This is a genomic window from Candidatus Thioglobus autotrophicus (assembly GCF_001293165.1).
In the GTDB taxonomy this organism is placed as follows: domain Bacteria; phylum Pseudomonadota; class Gammaproteobacteria; order PS1; family Pseudothioglobaceae; genus Thioglobus_A; species Thioglobus_A autotrophicus.
Map to the genome: position 1 here is coordinate 1,390,827 of NZ_CP010552.1, position 21,726 is coordinate 1,412,552.

Sequence of the window (21,726 nt, forward strand, 5' to 3'; positions counted from 1 at the left end):
TGCGATACTATATGTGATAATTAGCCATAATTAACCTGAACAATAACCTCTTATGCTAAAACAAATTTTAACGATTGCCACTTTATTTATCTCACTAAATTCTCAAGCCGATATTGATATTATTGATGGCAACAAAATGCTAGAATCAGTCAACAAGCAAATTGTTAATATTAATACTGAAGAATTAAACAAAATCCTTAACGAAGATCCAAACGTTGTGCTGATTGACGTGCGCTCGCCATTTGAGCTGAATTATACGGGCACGATTAAACGTGGCCAAAATGTTAATATTGTGCGTGGCTGGTTAGAGTTTCAAATTGCCGATCATGTTAAATCAAAAGACACGCCAATTATTGTCTATTGCGGGCGTAACTTGCGCTCGCCACTCGCCGCCAAAACTTTAGAAAACATGGGTTATACCAATGTTAAGAATTATGCTGATGGATTCTTTGCTTGGAAAGAAGAGCTTAATCCTGTCAGAATTAGTGATTATGAGCCGAGCAATATTTTGTACAGATTGCCGATGGAAGTGGCAGAGAATGTCTATTCTGCGATTGGCGCCACACAGCCTTATACTTACGAAAATGCCTACCACAACAACAATTTATCATTTATTGTAACGACCGATGGCGTACTGGTGTTTAATGCAGGCGGTAGTTATTTAGTGGCCAAAGCCTTGCACGATGAGATCAAAAAAGTCACTAACCAAAAGGTTAAATACGTAGTGTTGGAAAACTCACAAGGCCATGCAATTTTAGGCTCAAATTATTGGAAGGAGCAGGGTGCTATTGTTATCGCGCATGTGGAAGCAGATAACGAGATTAAGCACCGAGGCGAAGATATTTTTGCACGTGCTCAACGTGTGCAAAAAGACAAGTTAATTGGTACTAAGCTCATCAGACCAGATGTCACCTTTGAAGAGAAAATGAACCTGCCAATGGGTGACACTCAGATTGAGCTGATGCATATTGGCGCTTCGCATTCACCTGATGATATTCAGCTATGGCTACCAGAACAAAAACTACTAATTAGTGGTGATACCGCTTTTAATGAGCGTATGCTGCCAATCTTCCCACATACAAACGCCGCCGCTTGGATTGAGACTTGGGATAAGATTGAGGCGCTAGAGCCAGAAATTATCATTCCAGGCCATGGCGAGCCAACTGATTTAGCAACTACTACTCAATTCACTAAAGATTATTTAGTTTATATGCGCGCCGAGGTGGAGAAAGTGCTAGATGACGATGGTGGTTTGTACGAAGCTTATAATATTGACCAATCTATGTTTAGAGATCGTGGCACTTACCGAGAGTTGCACAAACAAAATGCAGAGCGTATTTTTAAACAAATGGAGTTTGAATAAGCTAACGCTTTTGCCAAACCAAAATTCGATTGTTCGCCGGCATTTCATAATCTTTAATAAGCACTAACCCCACTTGTTTGGCGAGTTGGTTCAGTGCTTCAAAATCACGAATCGCACTTTGTGGGTTTTGTTGCGCTAGCCACAAATCAAAATTGGCATTACTGGTGCTGGTGTACTCGCCATTGTAATTAAACGGCCCGTAAAGAATAAAGATGCCGTCTTTAAGCAGGGTTTTTCCAAGCCCTTGAAAGAGGCTAATAACCATATCCCAGCTCATAATGTGCACGGTATTTGCAGAAAAAATAGCATCGTATTGTTCAACTGGCCAGCTAACATCCACATTAAGCTCTAGCGCTTGAGGGGTGTTATTTAGCTGGGCATCTGCTATCCAAGCATTAACACTCTCTAAGTATATTGCTTGGTCACTCGCTTGCCAAACAAGATGTGGCAATGCTTTGGCAAAATACACACAGTGCTGGCCTGTGCCGCTACCTATTTCTAACACGGATGTGGCGTTGCAAAGCAGGGGTTTAATCACCGCTAAAATCGGATCTTTGTTTTGATCGCAAGAAGGTGAGTATTGTTTCATGAGTTTTTATAAGGATTATGCGTGTTTACTTGTTGTATGTAGTGTGCAACATGCTCAGCCTCTTGTAGGCAAAAATGCTTAATAGGCTCTTTAAACGCCTCGTCTTTAATCCAATGTGCAGATTGAGTAAGCGTAGGCGTAAAGCCTCGAGCAATTTTGTGCTCGCCTTGAGCGCCAGGCTCAAACACTTGCAGTTTGTGCTTGATAGCGTATTCAATGCCTTGATAATAGCACGCCTCAAAATGCAGATAATCCACTTGCTCCGAACAGCCCCAGTGGCGTCCATACAAATGAGTATCGCTTTTAAACATTAGCGATCCAGCGATACACTCGCCCTTTAAATCTGCCAAGAATAGCAATACTTGATCGGGCATAGTTTTGGCAATGGTTTTGAAAAAATCAAGATTTAGTGTCGGTGTGCCGCTTTTTTCTAAGAACGTTTGATTGTAAAAATTTGAGAAATTTTGCCAATCGAGCTCTGTCGCGCTATTTCCATCTAATTGTCGAATAACAACCCCTGATTTTTGCACCTTGGAACGCTCTTGACGGATATTTTTGCGCTTTTTTTGCTTTAAATGGGCTAAAAAGTCCTCAAAATTAGCATATTTTTGGTTTTTCCAATGAAATTGACAGTCATTACGGATAAAAAGGGATTTTTCCTTAAAAAAATCAATCTCATTGTTTGAAAAAAGACAATGAAAGCTACTGGCATTAATTTTTTCGCAAATTTTGTAAATGGCGTTTAATAGCACTGGAAAAACACGTTTTTCGTCAGTTTTAGCTGCTAAAAATCGCGGGCCACTTGCTGGTGTATAGGGAATGGCTGAGGTGAGCTTTGGATAATAATTCAGCCCGTATTTTTCGTACGCATTGTGCCAAACGTGGTCAAACACGAATTCGCCATAATTATTGTATTTTTCATACAAAATCACAGCGCCGATTAACTGCTGGTTTTCGCTCACAAGCATATGTCTAGGAATCCAGCCGAATTTCTCACCCACGCAATGATGCGCCTCAAGCGCTGCTAGAAATTCATGCTTACAAAACGGATTGTTGTCACTAATTAGCGCATTCCACTGTTTGCGATCAATATCACTAATTTGTTCTAAAATTTCAATTTTCATTGGAATAATACCGGGTGACAGGCAAGGCCTGTCACCCGGTGAATTATGGTTAAATTATTCAAAAATTTTATCCATATCGGTGTCTTTAATTATTAATCCTTTATTATCGCCAAATACTTTTGAGGTTTGTTTGGCAAATATTTGATAGTCATTACGACTACCGATTTCACCAACTACGGCATTTAATTCATTTTTATTGCAAATATATTCACCTGATTCAGATCCTAAGTATTCAAAAATACTTGATTTAACCAAAGAGGTTTTAGGATGTATTTTATGATGTATGTAATTTAAATTGACATATACAGAGAGTACTGGCAGGCCAAAATCTCCATCAATCATATTAGCTTTAAATTTCCCCTGAAATAACGACCCAGATCTTTTATATTTGGCATTAAAGTACATGGTGTGACTGGTTCCGAGTTTTTGCATAAATTTTGAAATTCCATTCTCAGATTCTTGCTTTAGGATCAAATGATAATGGTTAGGGAGTAGGCAATAGGCAACAATTGAAACTAGCTTTTGTTGATCTAAGAAATGGATTTTTTCACCCTTTCGTTTAAATCTTTGCGTTGTGAATTTGGTACCAGAATCATCAATATTTAAATCAGCTAGCCTATTTAAAAAGTATTGAATATCTTTGGTATCTTTAAATATAGATCGCTTATCCACGCCACGATTAAACACATGGTAATATTGATCTTCTACAAAGGTTGTTTTTCGTATTGCCATGAAATTATCATAACATAAATACAGGGTGACAGGCAAGGCCTGTCACCCTGTATTTAAGCGCCAATCAGTTGCAAATAGCTATGGTAGCGCTTGGGATGAATGACGCCATCTTCTACCGCATTTTTGATCGCACATTTTGGCTCATTGATATGCGCACAATTTCTAAATTTGCACTCGCCAATAAACGGCTTAAATTCTTTAAAACCACTTAAAATTTCTTTATCCGTTAAATTGTCTAATTGAAACTCACGAATGCCTGGTGAGTCAATCAAATCACCGCCTGATGGAATGTGATAAAGCGTGGTGTTTGTGGTGGTGTGCTTGCCAAGTTTGCTCTTGGTGGATATCTCGTTAACTCGCAAGTTTAGATCTGGAATTAGCTCATTAATCAGTGAAGATTTACCAACACCAGATTGTCCTAAAAAGATATGTGCTTTATGCTTAAGTTGAGCCTTAAATTCGGCCACATTAGTTTGGGCTTTAACACTCAAATAGTGCACCGAATATCCTGCAGATTCGTACAGTGAAAAATCGTGTTTAACTTGATCAAAATCATCACTCAGTTCAATTTTATTGACCACGATATTAATAGGCAATCCAGCATTTTCAGCCACCACCAAATATCGATCAATTAGCTCAAATTGGTAATGTGGCTCAATTGCCACTACCAGCCACAGCTCGTCAATATTAGCGGCGATAAGTTTTTGTGAACGCGTTAGGAAATTATCTCGTGGCAATAGCGCTGTCACCACGCCTTCGTTATTATCAGTGGTTTGAAAAATCACCTGATCGCCAGCAACAGACAGTTCAATATTTCGCCTGCCAGTACATTGATAAAGCTCGCCTGATTGCGCTTCAACCAGTAGGCGCTGACCATAGCGGGTAATGACCAATCCAGTTTGTGCGTTGTCAGATTCTGACGTTAGCTCATTATCATCAGCAACGCGATTAGCTCGAGCAATGCGCTCAGCTTGGATTTTTTCAATGCGCCATTTTTGACGCCGTGTTAAGTCCAATTATTATTTGAATTTATAATACTTAGTGTTTAAGTAATCTAATACTGCTTTTTCCTCATCCGGAAACCAGCCAAGATTAAAGTTTGAAGTACACATACTTACTTGGCGACTTAAATCAGACAATGTAGCCATCTTGGAGCTATCACGAGTGTAGAAGGCATCATCGTGGGTTACTATATGGCAAGCAACACAAGATTCTTCGTGCAATTCCTGGCCTTCTTCATTGGCAATGGCAAAGTTGCTAACAAGTAATGTCACAGCTAGTAAAGGTATTTTCATTATATTCTCCGTTAATCTTTGCAGTTAAGTATACCGCTTATTTACTTAAAAATTAAAACTCTAACTATTGCCAGTTTTAAGGTGATTAATACGAATAGAAGCACTTGGATGCGAATCATGAAAAGCAGAGTAGAGTTTATCGGGCGTGAGTGTAGAGGCATTGTCGCGATAAAGCTTAACCAAGCTTGAAATCAAATCTTCAGCACGTGTGTGTTTAGCAGCAAAAGCGTCCGCTTCAAATTCGTGCTTGCGTGATAGGGCGTTATTAATCGGTGCAATAAAAAAGCTAAAGACTGGCATCACCAGCATAAACAAAATCAACGCCGTATGATTAGACGGATTCTCAATACCCAAGCCATTAAAAAACCACAGCTGGGTAATTAAATAGCCCAGAAGCGCCAGACCCAATAAAGAGATAGTAAAAGAAGAAATCATATGCTTACGGATATGCTTGTGATGAAAATGCCCAAGTTCATGCGCCAAAATAGCCTCAACCTCTGCATCTTCCATGCCTTCAAGTAGCGTGTCAAAAAATACAATGCGCTTGTTTTTGCCAATACCAGTAAAGTACGCATTACCATGTGCCGAGCGCTTAGAGCCGTCCATTACAAACACACCATCACTCTTAAAACCAGTGCGAATAAGTAAACTGTCAATCTTGACTTTTAGCTCAAGATTGTCCAGCGGCTTAAATTTGTTAAAAATTGGGGCAATATAAGTAGGGTAAAGCCAAAACATCAGTAAAGAAAATCCAGTAAGAACCAGCCAAACATAAGCCCACCAAAGCTCACCCATCTCGTTCATCAGCCACAAAATGGCGTAAATCAGTGGCAAACCAATGATTAGCATCAGCAGCAATTCTTTAAACAAATCCCCAATAAAGGTCTTGGCGTTGGTTTTGTTAAAGCCAAACTTAGCCTCTAAGACAAATGTGCGATAAATACTAAACGGCAAATCAATCAAGCTACCTATTACCATAAGGCTAATAATAAAGAGAACACCAGCATTTAGAGCACCATATCCTTGCATTTGCCAAGCGCCATCAAGCCAATTAAGCCCGCCACCCAGTGTCCAAACTAACAGTACTACGGTGGAAAATATAATCTCAAAATGATTAACAGAGAGTTTGGCTTGCGTATATTCAGCTGCTTTTTGGTGCTGCTCCAGGGTAATTTTCTCTTTAAATTCAGCAGGCACGCTGCCAAATGATGTGGCTACTGCCTTATCTTGGCGCACGTTTAGCCACAAAAGCGTCACAACATAACTTAGTGTTGCGATTAAAAAAACTAAAGTAAATAAATTAAATTCCACGTTCCTCCCAAGAATCGATATGTGAATATTGCCTATTTTACCGCCATTTTCATTTTTTCCGAAATTTTTATCAAGCCTGATAAGTAAGGATTGTTAGGTTTAGGCTAGTTATCTATATTTTTATAAACATCACCACGACTATCGATAATTAGAACTTTTAAAGTGTCATCTTCAAGATTAAATAGAATTCAATAGGTGGAAATTCGTAATCGGTATATTGGTGGTGTGCGTTTACCACTAAGGCGTTTAATGTCACCTTGTGGAATGTTGTTAATGGCAGAATAAACTTTCTTTTGAAGTTTGTTATCAAGTTTGGCAAACTTTTTAACAAGTTTCTTGGCGTAGATTATTTTCACAAATCAAATTTCTTCTTAAAATCATTATTAGATATAAAGTCATCTTTCGCCAAAATATCCAAAATTTCTTGCTCATCTTCAGCGGCCAAAACCAGCTTGGTTTTCTGGTTAGCTTTACTGCTACTGTCTAAATACGCACTCAAGCTTTCACGCATAATTTGTGAGATAGACTTCTTTGATACGAAGCTATGCGTACGCGCTTGTTCGTAGAGTGCTTCGTCAATAGTTAGATTAACTCTGTGCATAATAATTCCTAATATGATGTATTGATGTATTTACATTATAACACCATTTTGCTCGTTCTAAATCACTCAAAAAAAAATCACAATATGAAACACTTTGAAAAAATAATCCTGTAAGACAAAAGTAACAATTTGACATAAAAGTGTTGACAATAGGTTTCATTAAAGTATATTGAAGCACTTTATAACTTATCCATGGGGGAGAGTGTATGAAGCAAATCGCTTTATCGGTTGCAGTTGCAGCCAGTCTTGTAGCAGGTGCTGCAACAGCCGTAGTATCTAAAGATCTAGCTTATCCATCAGGCAGCGTGTCTGCTAATGATGTTGCTGAGCAAAACTACTTTGTTAATCATTTCTATTCTTTTGGTAATTATGCAATTACTAAAAAAGGTAAAGAAATTACTGCACTTATTCTTCGAGCTAAAGACTCAAGCCCTTTAACCCTTACCTTAGAACGCTACTTAAACAACGAGCCGGACGCTGCCGGTGTTAATGCACAAGATCTAGCGATTTTCCGTTCAGGCAAGCTAAAAGGTACAGGAATGCTAATTACGGATTTTTCTGATCAAGCAAAATCACAATCATATGAAATCTTCATTCCATCAATTCGCAAAGTTCGTCGTTTCGCCGAGCCTGCACGTGACGATGCATGGGGTGGTTCAGACTTTACCTTTGGCGATGTAACACTACGTAAGCCAAAGCATGAATCTCACGAGCTATTAGGCAAAGCAACATTTTCTGGCTGTTTAGGCGTAATGAAAGATGTTGAGCGTAATAAATACACACAAAACGCTAAAATCGAAGCAGATTGCTCTACTGACGGTAAAGAGGTTTACAAACTTAAATCAACCGCTAATGATGCAAACTGGTGGTACGACAACCGCGTAAGCTACATCGATGCCAAAACATTTGCTGACTACCGCACTGAATACTTCAAAGGCGGCAAGCAAGTTAAAACCATTGATAGATCTTGGGTGTCTGCAGGTATCGACGATCCACGTGGCAGCTACTGGGGCTACTGGTACGGTACAACACTAGCAACTGGTCATGAAACCATGGCATTCATTCCATCAAGCGTCACCAAGGTAAATCATAAATATAAAGCAAAAAATTTATGGTCAACCCGTACGTTAAAGAAGATGCCTAAGAAAATAAAATAAATTTAAAAACGTCATAGGTGATGCTTATGACGTTTTTTTTGTAAGACAGTAAGTAACTTTTTAAAAATAAGAGGAAAAAATGAAAAAACAAAACTTAATATTATCAGCTGCCTTAGCAGTAGTATTCTCAGCTTCAACGGCTTTTGCCGAAGCTGAGGTAACGGGTAAGATCGTGCATGAATCTGCCAATTTTACCACATCGGGTATTGGTATTGGTGCGGCAACGACATCAACTCAAACGGCTAATTCTCATGGCAAAGATACATTTAAACAAGAAACTTCAGCCCGCATCTATATTGATGGCGAGGCTGATACATTGCAAGAGGGTGCTACGTACCATGTGGAACTAAACTTAATGCGTGATTCTAAGGGTGCTGGTGATTATGATTCTAATGAATCGTACACTCAGCGCGATGCACTTCGTGAAGCTTATGTTGATGCAGAGACTAATGGTTATTCAATTCGCGCTGGTAAACAGCAAGTGGTTTGGGGTACTGCTGATGGTATGAAGCTATTAGATGCAATTAATCCAACAGATTATTCTGAAATGGCACAAAATCAAATGGAAGATTCCCGTATGCCAGTATGGATGCTTAATGCTGAAACGGATGCTGCTGATGGCGGTAACTGGCAATTTATTGTATCAGAAGGAAAATCAAGCCATTTTTCTGGTATGGGAAACGAGTCGACGACAGCTGCGACCACGCATTACTCACTTAGTGATTCTGGCAATGCATTTGTTATGAAGGGTGTTGACACCATCACTGGCAAGGTTAATGGCATATTAAACGTTGTCCCTGCAATGGGAGTTGTCGCCAGGTCATTTGAAAGAGCGGGGCAAAGCTTGGGTTTTGGTCATGGCGCACTACCAGGGTTTAATAAAGCAAGTGTTGACGATTTTATGACAAATCAAGCCTCTGCTCAAAATTTTAGAGGTATTTGTACTGGAGGATCATCGTCAACCGCTTCTTGTATGGAGAAAATTGTAAATACCGCATCTACAGAACGTGGTATTACAGGGCAAACTACTCTTGGTGCAGCCAATGCTAATGCTCAAAACTTGTTTTCAGATACTACCGCTGCCCAGTGGACTGCAGGTAAAGCCAATCCAACTTCAACGTTTCATTATATGCCGGAGGCAACTTTTGCAACTTTTGGACAATTTCAAGATATTAAATCTAAATACTTAGTTGATCATGATTCAACGCCAACACTTGCTACAAGGTATAAAAATACAACTGACAATGGGTTGAATTATTCGATAAATGCTTTACATGGTAATGATACAAATCCATATATTGACACCTATTGGACAAGTAGTGTTGATGGTGCTGTTCTTACTGAAACTAGAAGTAAGACTAATGACTATGTAACTAATAATCTTGGTGATGGATCCACAGTTGGTAACAATACTAAGGAACACGCTATTTTTAATATGGTTGAAAAACTAAATAAAATTACTCAGTTGGGTGGTTCATTCGACACTGCAATTGAAACAGCGTCGCTAGGCCCTGTAGTATTAAGGGGTGAGGCTTTATACCAAAAAGGTGTAATGTCACCTGTTGTTACCCGTAAAGATAGATTGGGTGTTGACTTAAATCACGGTTTCTTGGTAGAGTCTTTAAAAATGGTTAAAGGTGATCGTTTTAAATATGTATTAGGTGCCGATATGACAGCATTGACTAATATGATGATGTCAATTCAATTTATTCAAGATATGAATCTTGATTATGTAAATGTTGGTAATTCTGGCACAGCTGATTGGAGATATACTGCTGATCAAGCAACTATGCATTTAACTAACAATCTTAATAAAGCTGAAAAGAATAAAGAGTTTTATTCTTTATTCTTCTCTAAGCCATTTGGTGCTTCAGGCGAACATAGATGGAACAACATCTTTATGTTTGAAGAGAATGATGGTAAGTGGAATCGTTTAGATGCTGAATTCTCAATTGATGATGATACTCAAGCAACAGTTGAGTACAACAAATACTGGGGTGATGAAAATACTCAGTTTGGTCAATTAGAAAAATCATCTAATATCCAAGTTGGCGTTAAATACTCTTTCTAAGAATATTTAAAACCTAAAAAAAGCCTGCAGAAATGTGGGCTTTTTTTATAACTGCTAACAAAATTAGAACTTAATAATATAGTCATAAACAAACTATTTTAAAGATCTAAAACCAAAAGCATTTTTAGCTTTTGTTTTTAAATTTTAAACAAACAATATATCCTCTAGGAGAGATAAAACATGAATAATTTTGCAAAAAGATACGCCGCATTCGCAATTGCCAATCGTAAGCTAATATTGGCCTTAATGGCATTTTTTACTTTGTTCATGGGTTATTTTATTCAAGATCTAGATATTCGTAATGACCCAGATACGCTATTGCCTGAAACCAATCGCTACGTTGCTACCAATGCTTATGGTGAGCAGAAGTTTGGCTTTGGTAATATTATGGTGGTGGGATTTGTTTTAAAAGATTGTGTTGGTGGTAATGATCCGTATTCTGACGCTGATGAGATTATTAATTTTGACCCTGAAACAGGCTTAAGAATTAACGAATCAGCCCCTGTGAAGATGACACAGACCATTTGTGAAGCAGCTGGCGGCGCATGGGAAGATAGTGCAGATGTGTATCAGCCATGGTTTGTTAACATGGTGCAAAAAGCCCATAACGATATGGTGGCGCTTAAGCACTCACGTGGCAACAACTTTATGGATATTGCTGCGCAAAAGATTAAGTACATGGGCACGTCTGAAGATGGCGGACTGAAGTTTGAAAGACTAATCCCAGTTGCAGGTATAAACATCACAGACAAACAAGTGGCTGATACGCAGCTGGCGCATCTTAAAAAAGGTATTGAAACCAACCCAGTATTAGCACCAATGCTAATGCTAAAACAAGCTAAAGACGGCACGCGTTGTGAGTTTGCACAAGACGGTTGGTATGATGATGAAACTTGTAAAGCTAAGGGATTCTTTATTGTGGGTGACTACGCAGACACAGTAAAATCTGATTACCTGCCATGGGTAACATCAACCATTAATTTGGTTGACGCTATTAAAGCTGAGCATGGCGACAGAGTAGAGGTACGCATTGCGGGTGAACCGTATTTCTTGGCCTTCATGTTGTATGACTTAGTGCAAAAATGGTGGTTGTTTGCGATTTCATTCTTGATTGTTGTGGCGATGCTTTGGTACCTAAATAAGGGCTGGAGAGGTTCGGTATTCCCACTGATTGGTGTAGTGGCTACGATTATTATCACTTTGGGTTTAATGGGCTTTACCGCTTATAAGCTAACCACAATGATGGTACTTACACCAATGTTACTGTTAGCGATTGGTACGGGACACGCCGTGCAAGTAGTTAGGCGTTATCAGAGTGAATTACATACTAACGGTATATTGCCAATGAGTGCTGCAGAGCGCGCGATTGCTACTACGATTGTGCCAGCAACCTTGGCGATTGTAACTGACATGGTGGGTTTCTTTACCTTGTCATTTGTAGATATTTCATTCTACAAAGCTTATGCCTATTTTGGTATGTTCGGGATGATGACAATTCTAATTACCACCACCACCATTGCGCCGATCTTAATGGCAATGTTCCCAGGTAAAAACACACAAGTTGATGCGTCAATGGTTGAGGCCTCTAAGTTTGAAAAAGGCATGGCTAAAACCTTAACCAGCGTCATTATGGGCAAGATGAAAATTATCCCAATTGGCATGGTTGTGGCACTAGTAGCGTGGAGTGCGGTGCAAACTAAAGTATTTGAGCCAACAGTTGATAGCCCAATGCCGGGTGTTGAAGTGGGTATTAACTATTCACGTGCTGCGTTTAAATACGATTCAGATGCGAATATTGACTTGCGCCGTTTGGGTGAAGTAATGCCAGGTGTGATTTCGGTGAACATTCCTATTAAGGGTAAGGTTGAGAATTTCCCAATGTTGCCAGCGTGTTCGTATGATGGTTCGCAAGCGCCAGGAACACCGTGTTGGGATGAAGATGAAGATGCGCCACAAGGTGCGTTTAACAATGCCGAGGTGATGGCAGCGATTGAGAAAACCGAAGACTGGATGCGTTCGCATCCGAATATTGGCTTTACTGGTTCGTACATTCAGTTCTTAAAAATTGTAAATATGCTGATGATGACACCAGAAGGTCAAGAGCCAGATCTTAAGTATTTCCATGTGCCAAATGCAGAATTCATTGCTAAAAATATGGATGTGTATGGCGATGCTGAAGATCCTGAATGGGTGCCAGATGCGAATGAAATTGTTACAGGCTTTAACGGACTGCTTGAGGCAAATACCAATGCAGGTGATCTCGATTCGTTTGTGGCTAAAGGCTGGAACGAAGGTGTGATTATGGGTTTTGTTAATACTATGGACCCGGTTAAGACGCATCAAACAGTTAAAGATATTCAGCAGTGGTTTGTTGATAATAAGGACGAGCCAGGGTTTGATTTGGTTACTTGGGGCTTTAAATCTGGTGATGTTGTGCATATGCCAGAAAGTGGTAAGACGGTTCAGATCGAGGACAGCGGCACAGATACGATCGCTGTGGGTGGTTTCTTGGGTGCAACAGAAGCAACGCATGACGTGGCTGAAGTTGAATACATTAAGTCACCATTGATAACTGCATTGGCAATTTTCATCATTGCTGCGCTTATTTTTGGCTCGCCACTAATCGCTGCAATTTTAACCTCAACTTTGTTAGTAACGCTATTTGGTCAGTACGGCTTAGGCGCATACTTCACCAGTGTTGAGAATTGGTCAGGTAATTTGCACTTTGCAACGCTAGTGTCATTATCAATTGCAATGGGCTTGGGTGTCGACTACGGTATTTATATGATCTCGCGCTTACGTGAAGAAATGCAAGCTACGGGTGGCCAATGGGTCGAATCATTAAGAAACACGCTAGAAACAACAGGTGCTGCGGTATTTGCATCTATTGTGGTGTTACTAGCAAGTTTCATTCCACTGCTAATGACTCAGCTGGCTAACACTTGGGCACTCGGTATATTTATCTCTGAGGCGCTGATTATTGATGTGGTGATTGCACTAACCATAATTCCATTATTGGTTTATATCTTTAAGCCTAAGTATGTATTTGGTGACAAGAAATAAATAGAGTCCGTCATAGGCAAGGCCTATGACGTTTTCCATTTAAAAGGCCTGTATTACACAGGTCTTTTTTTTGCGTTGGATAAATTCGTCATAGGCCTTGCCTATGACGGAAACGTGGTATTATCTAAATATGTCAATTAGAAAAATTAATTTTATAGAGGGTGAGTACTACCATGTATTTAATCGGGGAGTGGATAGGCGAACCATTTTTGAGTCGCAAGATGATTTGGAATATTTCTTTCAAAGATTGGTAGATCTAAATATGGTTGTAACAGATTTAAAATTCAATTCTAAAAGATACAGAAAATCAGGTGAGGTAGTTGTAGATAAAAAGTATAAAAATTTGGTTTCAATAATTTCTTATTGCTTGTTGCCAAATCATTTTCACTTGGTATTAAAGCAAGAATCAGAAGATGGTATTTCTAGGTTTATGCAAAAGCTAGGAACTAGTTACACGATGTATTTCAATCAAAAATATAAAAGATCAGGTTCATTGTTTCAGGGAAAATTTAAAGCTAATATGATTGACGGTGAGTTTGGTTTGCCGGTATTGTCAGTTTATGTAAACTTAAATTACATTCACCATCGTATCAATCTTAAATCTAGTTTGGTAAAGTCCAGTATTTTTGAGTATCTAGATGAGGAGCTTGGTAATTCGATTTGTAATAAAGAAGAGATCAGGAGTGTTGTTAGTGAAATAGGCTCGATTGATGAGTATAAAAAGTTTGCTAAAAATACATCTAAAATATTTGGTGAAAACAAAGGGTTGGTTATTAAAGATGTTGATTTGGATAAAGTTTTTGAATAAAACGTCATAGGTCTTGCCTATGACGTTTTATCTATAGTAAAAAAAAATTTAGAAAAAGTGGATAAAGGTATAATTCTTAGAATATTGATTTATAGATAGTTTAATGGCGTTAATTGTACAAAAATATGGTGGAACATCGGTTGGTTCGGTTGAGCGAATTCAAGCAGTTGCGCAAAAAATTAAAACATTTGCAGATGGCGGCGATCAGCTGGTAGTGAGTGTTTCTGCGATGAGCGGTGAGACTAATCGAATGACCGCTTTGGCGCAAGAGATCCAGACCGTGCCATCCCTTCGTGAAATGGATATGCTACTGACCACAGGTGAGCAAGTCACTATTTCATTACTATCTATGGCGCTTCAGCAACTGGGTTGTGATGCAATTAGTTATCTGGGCTCTCAAGTACGTATTGTGACGGACTCAGAGCATGGTAAGGCGCGTATTAAATCGATCGATGATCACCGCATTCACGCGAGTTTAGATGCGGGTAAGGTGGTTGTGGTTGCTGGTTTTCAAGGGATTGATGAGCAGGGTCATATTACTACTTTAGGTAGAGGTGGCTCAGATACCACAGCCGTGGCATTGGCCGCAGCGCTTAAAGCGGATGAATGCCAGATTTATACGGATGTGGACGGGGTTTATACTACCGATCCACGTATTGAGCCAAATGCTCGAAAAATGAAATCAGTGAGTTATGAGGAGATGCTGGAGATGGCATCACTTGGCTCTAAAGTTTTGCAAATTCGCTCTGTTGAGTTTGCATCAAAATACAAAGTACCTTTAAGGGTGTTGTCATCATTGATTGACAATCCAGTTGGCACGTTAATTACCAGTGAGGAAAATATTGTGGAACAAGCGGTTATTTCAGGCATTGCGCATAATAAAGATGAAGCAAAATTAAGTTTAATTGGCGTTCCGGATAAGCCTGGTATTGCCTTTAAAATTCTCAAAGCGATTAGTAGTGCGAACATTGAAGTTGATATGATTGTACAAAGTGTATCTGCTCGTGAAGGGCTGACTAACTTTGCTTTTACCGTGCATCGTAATGATTTTGCCAAAGCGCTAAGTATTTTAGAAACAGTTTGTGAAGAGCTGGGCGCTATTGGCGTGCAAAGTGACGACAAAGTTGTTAAAGTGTCGTTAGTAGGGCTTGGTATGCGTTCACATGCGGGTATTGCTTCGCAAATGTTTGAAGTGCTGCATCATGAAGGAATTAACATTCAGATGATTTCTACTAGTGAGATTAAGATTTCAGTGGTGATTGATGAAAAATATTTAGAACTAGCTGTGCGCTCATTGCACAGTGCGTTTGAAATGGATAAGGAGTAAAAATGCCAGGATTTGACGACAGAGATGGTTTAATTTGGTTTGATGGTGAGTGGGTAGATTGGCGTGAGGCTAAGGTTCACGTGCTAACGCACACGTTGCATTACGGTATGGGCGTGTTTGAAGGTGTTCGTGCCTATGAAACTGCTACTGGTCCAGCGATTTTTCGACTTGAAGAGCATACAGATCGCTTGTTCAATTCAGCCAAAATTATGAATATGGATATTGGTTTTTCTAAAGAAGAAATTAATCAAGCGCAAAAAGATGCGGTTGCTAAGAATAACTTGGATAGTGCCTATATTCGTCCAATGTGTTTTTATGGCTCAGAAGGCATGGGGCTTCGTGCTGATGGCTTGAAAGTTCATACGATTATTGCCGCATGGGAATGGGGTTCGTATTTGGGTGAAGATAATATGAAGAATGGTATTCGTATCAAAACTTCAAGCTACACGCGTCATCACGTTAATATTGCCATGACTAAAGCCAAAGCTAACGGTAACTACATTAATTCAATGTTGGCACTTCAAGAAGCGCTAACAGATGGTTACGATGAAGCATTATTGTTAGATGTGGATGGTTTTGTAGCAGAAGGTAGTGGTGAGAACTTCTTTATCGTGCGTGATGGTGTTATTTACACGCCAGACCTCACCTCTGCTTTGGCTGGCATTACTCGTGATACAATTTTTAAATTGGCCACTGATTTAGGCTACAAGGTTGTAGAAAAACGCATCACTCGTGATGAAGTGTATTGCGCCGATGAGGCTTTCTTTACGGGTACTGCTGCGGAGGTAACCCCTATTCGCGAGCTTGATAATCGCACAATTGGCAATGGCACGCGTGGTCCAGTGACAGAAATTTTACAAAAATTGTATTTTGATTGTGTTTACGGTCGCAACGATCAGTACCAATCTTGGATTGCTAAAGGTTTGTGCGAATGAATTCACCAGTAGATGGTTTTCAGCAAAAGCATGTTAGCTACTCTACGGTAGAAGCCAAAAATTTACCATTTCATTGCCCGCCAAAAGATGCGCAAAAGTGGAATATGCACCCTAAGGTGTTTATTCAATTTGATGAAAAAGGCAAGGGCATGTGCCCGTATTGCGGCGCTAGCTACGAATTAGGCTAATTTATCATGATTAATAAGATAGCTAATATTGTTTTGGTTGGGCCGATGGGTTCGGGCAAGACCTCTGTTGGCCGTCGCCTAGCTTGTGTACTTAAGCGTGATTTTTTTGATTCAGACTTTGAAATTGTTGCGCGTACCGGCGTCTCTATTGATCATATTTTTGACGTAGAAGGTGAAGAAGGTTTTCGTCAGCGCGAAACGAGTATGCTAAGTGAGCTTTGCGATATTTCTAATATTGTTATTGCAACGGGCGGCGGTATTGTTATTAAAGCTGAAAATAGAGCGCTACTAAAAAACAACAGTTTTGTGGTGTATTTGGCCTCGAGTGTTGAGCAATTAGTCATGCGCACCGCCAGATCAAAATCCCGACCTTTATTAGAAAAATCAACCAATCGTGAGCAAACTATTCGAGATATACTCGAGGTTCGCGAACCATTGTATCAAGAGGTGGCCGATGTGGTGATTGACACCACCGGCAAAAAACTATACGCTATCATTAACGAGATTAAAAAATCCATTCCTCAATGAATAAAATACTCAGCTTTAGTATCATTTTATTGTGCACTAGCAATGCATTAGCAATGACACAATCTGAGTTTGTTGAACGCTTAACAAGCACACATCCATTTTTCACTCAACAAGGGCTTGATCAGCAAGTCTCGCAGCTTAATTACACAGCTAGTACGGCGAATCAAGATTGGGTGCTGGGTAGTTCGCTAGATTCTAAAAACCAACTTAATAATCAAATTTCTAGTGGTAGTATCAGTGCGACGCACAATTTGGTAGACACGGGTGCGGATGTCTCTATTACTAATACTTGGACTAACGCTACCACGAGTGATCAATTTTTGGTTAATTACACACAGCCTTTGTTAAAAGGTTTTGGTGGTATTAACGATCGACTTTCTAGTGATTTGTTGAGGATTAAAACTGAAATTAATAGTCTCAAGCTTAAACAAAGTGAAGAGGCATTTGTCTTGTCTCAATTGTTTAAATTGCTTGATTTAAGCAATGCTCAGCAACAGCTTTCTTTAGCAGCTAGTCGGCTTAAATTGGCAGACCAAGAATTAAAATTAGTCAAAGATAAATTCGCCCAATCAGTGGTTGATAAAGTTGATGTTTTATTGCAAAAAGATGCTTATCAGCGTGCTTATCAGCAGCACCTGCAAGCGGAACAAGACCTGGACTTATTAAAACAAGAGCTTGCTATCACTCTTGACATGCCAGCTAAATCTATGATGAGCGATTATGATTTATATCAATTGTATCACTCTAATGTGGATGATTTGCCCAAGCACCTGAAGATGTATACCACTGAAATGCAAACAGCTAAACTTGAGCAGGCAGTACTTATTAGGCAATTAAATAGTGATAAAAACAACACTCAATTGCAGCTAGATTTAAAGCTAGGTGCTGGTTATGATACCGATGATATTTGGAATGTAGGGCTAGGGTTAAGTTACCCATTGGGCAATACAAAAGCAAAATCTGCTTTAGAAAAAACCCAAATAGAGCTTATGAAATCTAAAGAGAATGCGGCTGAATTACTCTTAAAGCTGACGGTTAAAGCCAGCGTTCTTGAGAAAAAAGTTGCGCATTTAGCTAAGCTTTTGTCTTCATATCAAGCTCGAATTGAAATTGCCAAATCAAGAGCGCAGGAAGAGAAGCGTCGTTATGAATTGGGTAATTCGCCGGTTAGTTTTGTGATTTCTGCACAAAACAATGTTCAAGAGGTGCGCTCGAATTATGCGCAAGCAGCGCTTAGCTATCAAAAGTCTGTGCTTGAATTTCAAGCGGCTATTGATCAACTCTTGTAATGGCGATTAAATACAAAATCACCCCTAAAAACCTACACGCCCATGTGTTTGAGGTTGAGCTAATACTACAAAACCCTAACCCCTTAGGCCAGGTGTTTTCATTGCCAAGCTGGATTCCTGGTAGCTATTTGGTACGAGATTTTGCCAAAAATATTGTCAGCATTCAGGCGCATGGTGCTGGACAGTTGATACCCATTAAAAAGCTTGATAAAAATCATTGGATCACAAGCCCGTGTAGTGATGAGATTACACTGAGTTATGAGGTGTACGCTTTTGACTTATCTGTGCGCAGTGCTTATCTAACCAATGAGCGAGCATTTTTTAATGGCACTAGTGTATTTTTACTGCCACTTGGTTTTGAAGCTGAAAAGTGTGAATTATGTATTGTTCCTGCTCAAAGCTCCCAAACTTTGGGTGAGTGGTCGTGTGCAACGGGGCTTAAAAAGGTGGCTGAATTAAATTTTGAGGCGCCTAACTATCAAGACTTAGTTGATCATCCAGTTGAGATGGCAGATTTTACTTTGTTTGATTTTCAAGTGGCAGGGGTTGAGCATCAGATGGCAATAACTGGCGTACATAATACTGATATTGCACGCCTTAAACAAGATTTAAAAACCATTTGCAATCATCATGTTGGATTTTTTAATAACGATACACCATTTGATGATTACTTATTTTTAACATTGGTTAAAACCAAGGGTTATGGCGGTTTAGAGCATAAAAACTCAACCAGTCTTATTTGTTCTAGAAAAGAGTTGCCCACTCCTAAACTAGTCGATATCAATAAAGACTATACTCGTTTTTTGGCACTTTGTTCGCATGAGTATTTTCATGCTTGGTGGGTTAAAACCATTAAGCCTGCGAGCTTTTTCGAGCTTGATTTAAGTCGAGAAAATTACACTGAACAGCTTTGGATTTTTGAAGGGTTTACTTCGTATTATGATGAATTATCACTACTTCGAACCAAACTACTAACCCCTGAGCAGTATTTAGATTTATTTGCGCAAACCATTACTCGAGTGCAAAAATCAAAAGGCCGCCTAACTCAGTCATTAGCGCAGTCTAGTTATGATGCTTGGACTAAGTTTTATCAACAAGATGAAAATGCGCCAAATGCCATTGTTAGCTATTACACCAAGGGTGCACTATTGGCTTTTGTTCTAGATATGCAAATTCGACAACAAACTGGCAATACAAAGTCTTTAGACGATGTATTGCGAAATGCTTGGGAGAATTATCAAGCATGCGGCCTAGAAAATAACACCATTCAAACAATTGTTGCTCAAATCACTGATACTGATTTTTCTGAATTTTTTGAGGATTATTTATATGGCGTTAAAGAGCTTCCTTTACAGGCAAGCTTTGACTATGTGGGGGTTGAATGTCAGTTTGTTAAGCACTTAGATGATTTGTCTGATTTCGGGCTAACAATTAAAACTAAGGGTGAATTTAGCCAAATAATCCAAGTGTTTGCCGACTCCAGTGCACAGCATGCAGGCTTGTATGCGGGGGATAAGATTGTCAGTGTTAATTGTCAGCAACTTAAAGACAAGGAATTGATTGCTGAAATTAATAAACAGAAATTTGGTGAAGTGATCAAAATTGGCGTATTACGCGATGAGTTGTTGTTAGAAATTCCAGTTTTAATTGGGAAGATTACACCAACATTTTGCAAGCTTAATGCAAAAGATAAGCTTGATGAACAAATTACCCAACAGCAAAGACAATGGTTTTACCAAGAGTAGTTCTGCCCAAATTATTGGTGAAGCCTGTGGGGCGTGCTATTAGTGATTTTGGTATGATTAAATCCGGTGATAAGATTTTATTGGCGGTTTCTGGTGGCAAGGATTCACTCAGTTTGTTTCACCTGCTCAGGCATTTTCAGCGTCACGCTCCCATTAAATTTGATCTGGGTGTAGTGACCATTGATCCCCAAGTTGAAGGTTTTGAGCCACAAGCGCTTGAGGTTTTTTTTAAACAATTTGATACCCCTTATTTTTTTGAAGAATTTCCCATTCTAGAGCAGGCTAAAGAAAGCATGAAGGGTGACTCTTATTGCTCATTTTGTGCCCGTATTAAGCGTGGACTCATGTATAAAGTTGCTAGACGCGAGGGATACAATGTTTTAGCGTTGGGCCAGCATTTGGATGATTTAAGCGAGAGTTTGATGATGAGCATGTGCCACAATGGCAAGATTCAAACCATGAAAGCGCACTATATTAATGACGCTAAAGATCTGCGTATTATTCGCCCTATGGTGTATGTGCGTGAGCGCCAATTAGCCGATTTTGCCGCATCTAGCAATTTACCCGTGATTGCTGATTCTTGTCCAGCGTGTTTTACTATGCCGACTGAGCGTGATCATTTTAAGCAGTGGTTATTGACAGAAGAAAAGCGTACCCCGAATTTATACAAGAATTTACTGAGTTCTATGAAGCCGATGCTGGATGAAGTAAATGATTAACTTTATTCTAAAATTTTTTGCTATGATGCCATTGAGATTAAATCACTTGATCGGCTCGTTGATTGGCTATTATTTATACATGAGTGATAGCGATTCTAAAAAAATTGTGCATAAAAATATTCAAACTTGTTTTCCTAATTTGGCCAAATCTGAACAGCAAGATTTAATTAAAAAATCTTTAATAGAAACCGGTAAAGGTTTGAGTGAGTCTGGTTTTATTTGGTTAGGAAGTTTTAAGGATAATGCCAAGCATATTACAAAAACTAATGGGTCTGAGCATCTTAACAGCGATCAGCCAATTATTTTATTGGTGCCTCATTTTGGCTGTTGGGAAATTACGGGCAGAGTGTTATCAATTGATACACCTATTACCTTTTTGTACAAGCCACTTAGAAAGGCTAAGCAAGAAGCGCTACTCATTAAAAACAGACAAAAGCAAGGTTTGACAATGGCGAGTGCGGATAAAAAAGGCGTCATTAAATTGCAGCGTGCTATTAAAAACAAAGAGTTAATTGGCATCTTGCCAGACCAAGATCCAGGTGAAGAGGGGAGTGTGTTAGCGCCATTTTTTGGCACAAATGCAAGAAGTATGACGCTGTTAGTTAAGTTAGCCCGAAAAAATAATGCCAAAGTCCTACTCACTTGGGCATTCAGACTACCTAAAGGAAAAGGCTATGAGCTTAATCTTCAACCAGTTGATATTCTTTCTGAACAAGGCTCAATTGAAGCAGATGTAGCTTTAATGAATCAAGTTATAGAAGATTTAGTCAAAACTCAGCCTGAGCAGTATTTGTGGAATTACAAGCGCTTTAAATCCGTAGTTGATTATTCGTCGTAAGTGGTGTTTATAACGATTATTGAGTGATTAAGTTTATTAGTAA

Annotated in this window: 21 protein-coding genes; 13 read left to right on the plus strand and 8 right to left on the minus strand. The window is 39.2% G+C overall.

The annotated features are described in order from the left end of the window. The first annotated feature begins 52 nt into the window (after positions 1-52). Positions 53-1,363, plus strand: a complete 1,311-nt coding sequence (locus SP60_RS07555; RefSeq protein WP_053952045.1) for an MBL fold metallo-hydrolase — start codon at positions 53-55, stop codon at positions 1,361-1,363. Position 1,364: 1 nt separating this feature from the next. Here SP60_RS07555 and SP60_RS07560 read toward each other — a convergent pair whose 3' ends face one another. The 8 genes from SP60_RS07560 to SP60_RS07590 form a co-directional block, all read right to left on the minus strand. Continuing rightward, positions 1,365-1,952 (minus strand): DUF938 domain-containing protein, encoded by a 588-nt coding sequence (locus SP60_RS07560; RefSeq protein ID WP_053952046.1) that lies wholly within the window; start codon positions 1,950-1,952, stop codon positions 1,365-1,367. Continuing rightward, positions 1,949-3,076, minus strand: coding sequence for a GNAT family N-acetyltransferase (locus tag SP60_RS07565; RefSeq protein WP_053952047.1), 1,128 nt, complete (start codon positions 3,074-3,076; stop codon positions 1,949-1,951). Before SP60_RS07565 ends, SP60_RS07560 begins: the two co-directional genes overlap by 4 nt. A 54-nt stretch (positions 3,077-3,130) precedes the next feature. After that, positions 3,131-3,808, minus strand: a complete 678-nt coding sequence (locus tag SP60_RS07570) for a transposase (protein WP_053952048.1) — start codon at positions 3,806-3,808, stop codon at positions 3,131-3,133. Positions 3,809-3,861: 53 nt separating this feature from the next. Beyond that, positions 3,862-4,824 (minus strand): ribosome small subunit-dependent GTPase A, encoded by a 963-nt coding sequence (rsgA, locus tag SP60_RS07575; RefSeq protein WP_053952049.1) that lies wholly within the window; start codon positions 4,822-4,824, stop codon positions 3,862-3,864. A 3-nt stretch (positions 4,825-4,827) separates the two neighbouring features. Continuing rightward, positions 4,828-5,082 carry a hypothetical protein gene (locus tag SP60_RS07580; RefSeq protein ID WP_233487255.1) on the minus strand — a complete coding sequence of 85 codons (255 nt, stop codon included), beginning with the start codon at positions 5,080-5,082 and terminating at the stop codon, positions 4,828-4,830. Positions 5,083-5,163: 81 nt separating this feature from the next. Then, complete coding sequence (locus SP60_RS07585) at positions 5,164-6,414, minus strand: M48 family metallopeptidase (protein ID WP_053952051.1); 1,251 nt, start codon at positions 6,412-6,414, stop codon at positions 5,164-5,166. Between the two features lie 188 nt (positions 6,415-6,602). Next, the gene (locus SP60_RS08410; RefSeq protein ID WP_158403359.1) at positions 6,603-6,770 is read right to left on the minus strand and encodes a type II toxin-antitoxin system RelE family toxin; all 168 of its coding nucleotides are present in this window, start codon (positions 6,768-6,770) and stop codon (positions 6,603-6,605) included. Further along, positions 6,767-7,015 (minus strand): hypothetical protein, encoded by a 249-nt coding sequence (locus SP60_RS07590; RefSeq protein ID WP_053952052.1) that lies wholly within the window; start codon positions 7,013-7,015, stop codon positions 6,767-6,769. Before SP60_RS07590 ends, SP60_RS08410 begins: the two co-directional genes overlap by 4 nt. Positions 7,016-7,221: 206 nt before the next feature. Between SP60_RS07590 and SP60_RS07595 the strand changes: the two genes are divergently transcribed. From SP60_RS07595 to SP60_RS07650, 12 genes are all read left to right on the plus strand, one after another. Beyond that, complete coding sequence (locus SP60_RS07595) at positions 7,222-8,172, plus strand: outer membrane lipoprotein-sorting protein (protein WP_053952053.1); 951 nt, start codon at positions 7,222-7,224, stop codon at positions 8,170-8,172. 79 nt (positions 8,173-8,251) lie between these two features. Continuing rightward, on the plus strand, positions 8,252-10,243 hold the full coding sequence (locus SP60_RS07600; RefSeq protein ID WP_053952054.1) for a DUF1302 domain-containing protein: 1,992 nt from the start codon (positions 8,252-8,254) through the stop codon (positions 10,241-10,243). 180 nt (positions 10,244-10,423) lie between these two features. Next, positions 10,424-13,306 carry an efflux RND transporter permease subunit gene (locus SP60_RS07605; protein ID WP_053952055.1) on the plus strand — a complete coding sequence of 961 codons (2,883 nt, stop codon included), beginning with the start codon at positions 10,424-10,426 and terminating at the stop codon, positions 13,304-13,306. A gap of 130 nt (positions 13,307-13,436) precedes the next feature. Continuing rightward, positions 13,437-14,114: a transposase gene (locus SP60_RS07610; protein WP_053952056.1), complete on the plus strand. Its 678-nt coding sequence runs from the start codon at positions 13,437-13,439 to the stop codon at positions 14,112-14,114. Positions 14,115-14,217: 103 nt separating this feature from the next. Then, positions 14,218-15,441, plus strand: coding sequence for an aspartate kinase (locus tag SP60_RS07615; RefSeq protein ID WP_053952057.1), 1,224 nt, complete (start codon positions 14,218-14,220; stop codon positions 15,439-15,441). 2 nt (positions 15,442-15,443) lie between these two features. Then, the gene (locus tag SP60_RS07620) at positions 15,444-16,376 is read left to right on the plus strand and encodes a branched-chain amino acid transaminase (protein WP_053952058.1); all 933 of its coding nucleotides are present in this window, start codon (positions 15,444-15,446) and stop codon (positions 16,374-16,376) included. Next, on the plus strand, positions 16,373-16,564 hold the full coding sequence (locus SP60_RS07625) for a zinc-finger domain-containing protein (RefSeq protein ID WP_053952059.1): 192 nt from the start codon (positions 16,373-16,375) through the stop codon (positions 16,562-16,564). Before SP60_RS07620 ends, SP60_RS07625 begins: the two co-directional genes overlap by 4 nt. 6 nt (positions 16,565-16,570) lie before the next feature. Then, a complete protein-coding gene (locus SP60_RS07630) occupies positions 16,571-17,092 on the plus strand; it encodes a shikimate kinase (protein ID WP_053952060.1) in 522 nt (173 codons plus the stop codon). Continuing rightward, a complete protein-coding gene (locus tag SP60_RS07635; protein WP_053952061.1) occupies positions 17,089-18,381 on the plus strand; it encodes a TolC family protein in 1,293 nt (430 codons plus the stop codon). The genes SP60_RS07630 and SP60_RS07635 overlap by 4 nt, the downstream gene beginning before the upstream one ends. Continuing rightward, positions 18,381-20,126, plus strand: a complete 1,746-nt coding sequence (locus tag SP60_RS07640) for a M61 family metallopeptidase (RefSeq protein ID WP_053952062.1) — start codon at positions 18,381-18,383, stop codon at positions 20,124-20,126. The genes SP60_RS07635 and SP60_RS07640 overlap by 1 nt, the downstream gene beginning before the upstream one ends. After that, positions 20,108-20,845 (plus strand): tRNA 2-thiocytidine biosynthesis TtcA family protein, encoded by a 738-nt coding sequence (locus SP60_RS07645; RefSeq protein WP_053952063.1) that lies wholly within the window; start codon positions 20,108-20,110, stop codon positions 20,843-20,845. The genes SP60_RS07640 and SP60_RS07645 overlap by 19 nt, the downstream gene beginning before the upstream one ends. Beyond that, entirely contained in the window at positions 20,838-21,683 is an 846-nt protein-coding gene (locus tag SP60_RS07650) for a lysophospholipid acyltransferase family protein (protein ID WP_053952064.1), read from the plus strand. The genes SP60_RS07645 and SP60_RS07650 overlap by 8 nt, the downstream gene beginning before the upstream one ends. Positions 21,684-21,726 lie beyond the last annotated feature (43 nt).

Coding starts and splice junctions, on each gene's coding strand:
- SP60_RS07625 (WP_053952059.1), top strand. CDS start 16,373: ATGAATTCACCAGTAGATGGTTTTCAGCAAAAGCATGTTAGCTACTCT.
- SP60_RS07565 (WP_053952047.1), bottom strand. CDS start 3,076: ATGAAAATTGAAATTTTAGAACAAATTAGTGATATTGATCGCAAACAG.
- SP60_RS07635 (WP_053952061.1), top strand. CDS start 17,089: ATGAATAAAATACTCAGCTTTAGTATCATTTTATTGTGCACTAGCAAT.
- SP60_RS07610 (WP_053952056.1), top strand. CDS start 13,437: ATGTCAATTAGAAAAATTAATTTTATAGAGGGTGAGTACTACCATGTA.
- SP60_RS07555 (WP_053952045.1), top strand. CDS start 53: ATGCTAAAACAAATTTTAACGATTGCCACTTTATTTATCTCACTAAAT.
- SP60_RS07590 (WP_053952052.1), bottom strand. CDS start 7,015: ATGCACAGAGTTAATCTAACTATTGACGAAGCACTCTACGAACAAGCG.
- SP60_RS07640 (WP_053952062.1), top strand. CDS start 18,381: ATGGCGATTAAATACAAAATCACCCCTAAAAACCTACACGCCCATGTG.
- SP60_RS07595 (WP_053952053.1), top strand. CDS start 7,222: ATGAAGCAAATCGCTTTATCGGTTGCAGTTGCAGCCAGTCTTGTAGCA.
- SP60_RS07560 (WP_053952046.1), bottom strand. CDS start 1,952: ATGAAACAATACTCACCTTCTTGCGATCAAAACAAAGATCCGATTTTA.
- SP60_RS07620 (WP_053952058.1), top strand. CDS start 15,444: ATGCCAGGATTTGACGACAGAGATGGTTTAATTTGGTTTGATGGTGAG.
- SP60_RS07615 (WP_053952057.1), top strand. CDS start 14,218: ATGGCGTTAATTGTACAAAAATATGGTGGAACATCGGTTGGTTCGGTT.
- SP60_RS07645 (WP_053952063.1), top strand. CDS start 20,108: ATGGTTTTACCAAGAGTAGTTCTGCCCAAATTATTGGTGAAGCCTGTG.
- SP60_RS07630 (WP_053952060.1), top strand. CDS start 16,571: ATGATTAATAAGATAGCTAATATTGTTTTGGTTGGGCCGATGGGTTCG.
- SP60_RS07570 (WP_053952048.1), bottom strand. CDS start 3,808: ATGGCAATACGAAAAACAACCTTTGTAGAAGATCAATATTACCATGTG.
- SP60_RS07605 (WP_053952055.1), top strand. CDS start 10,424: ATGAATAATTTTGCAAAAAGATACGCCGCATTCGCAATTGCCAATCGT.
- SP60_RS07650 (WP_053952064.1), top strand. CDS start 20,838: ATGATTAACTTTATTCTAAAATTTTTTGCTATGATGCCATTGAGATTA.
- SP60_RS07600 (WP_053952054.1), top strand. CDS start 8,252: ATGAAAAAACAAAACTTAATATTATCAGCTGCCTTAGCAGTAGTATTC.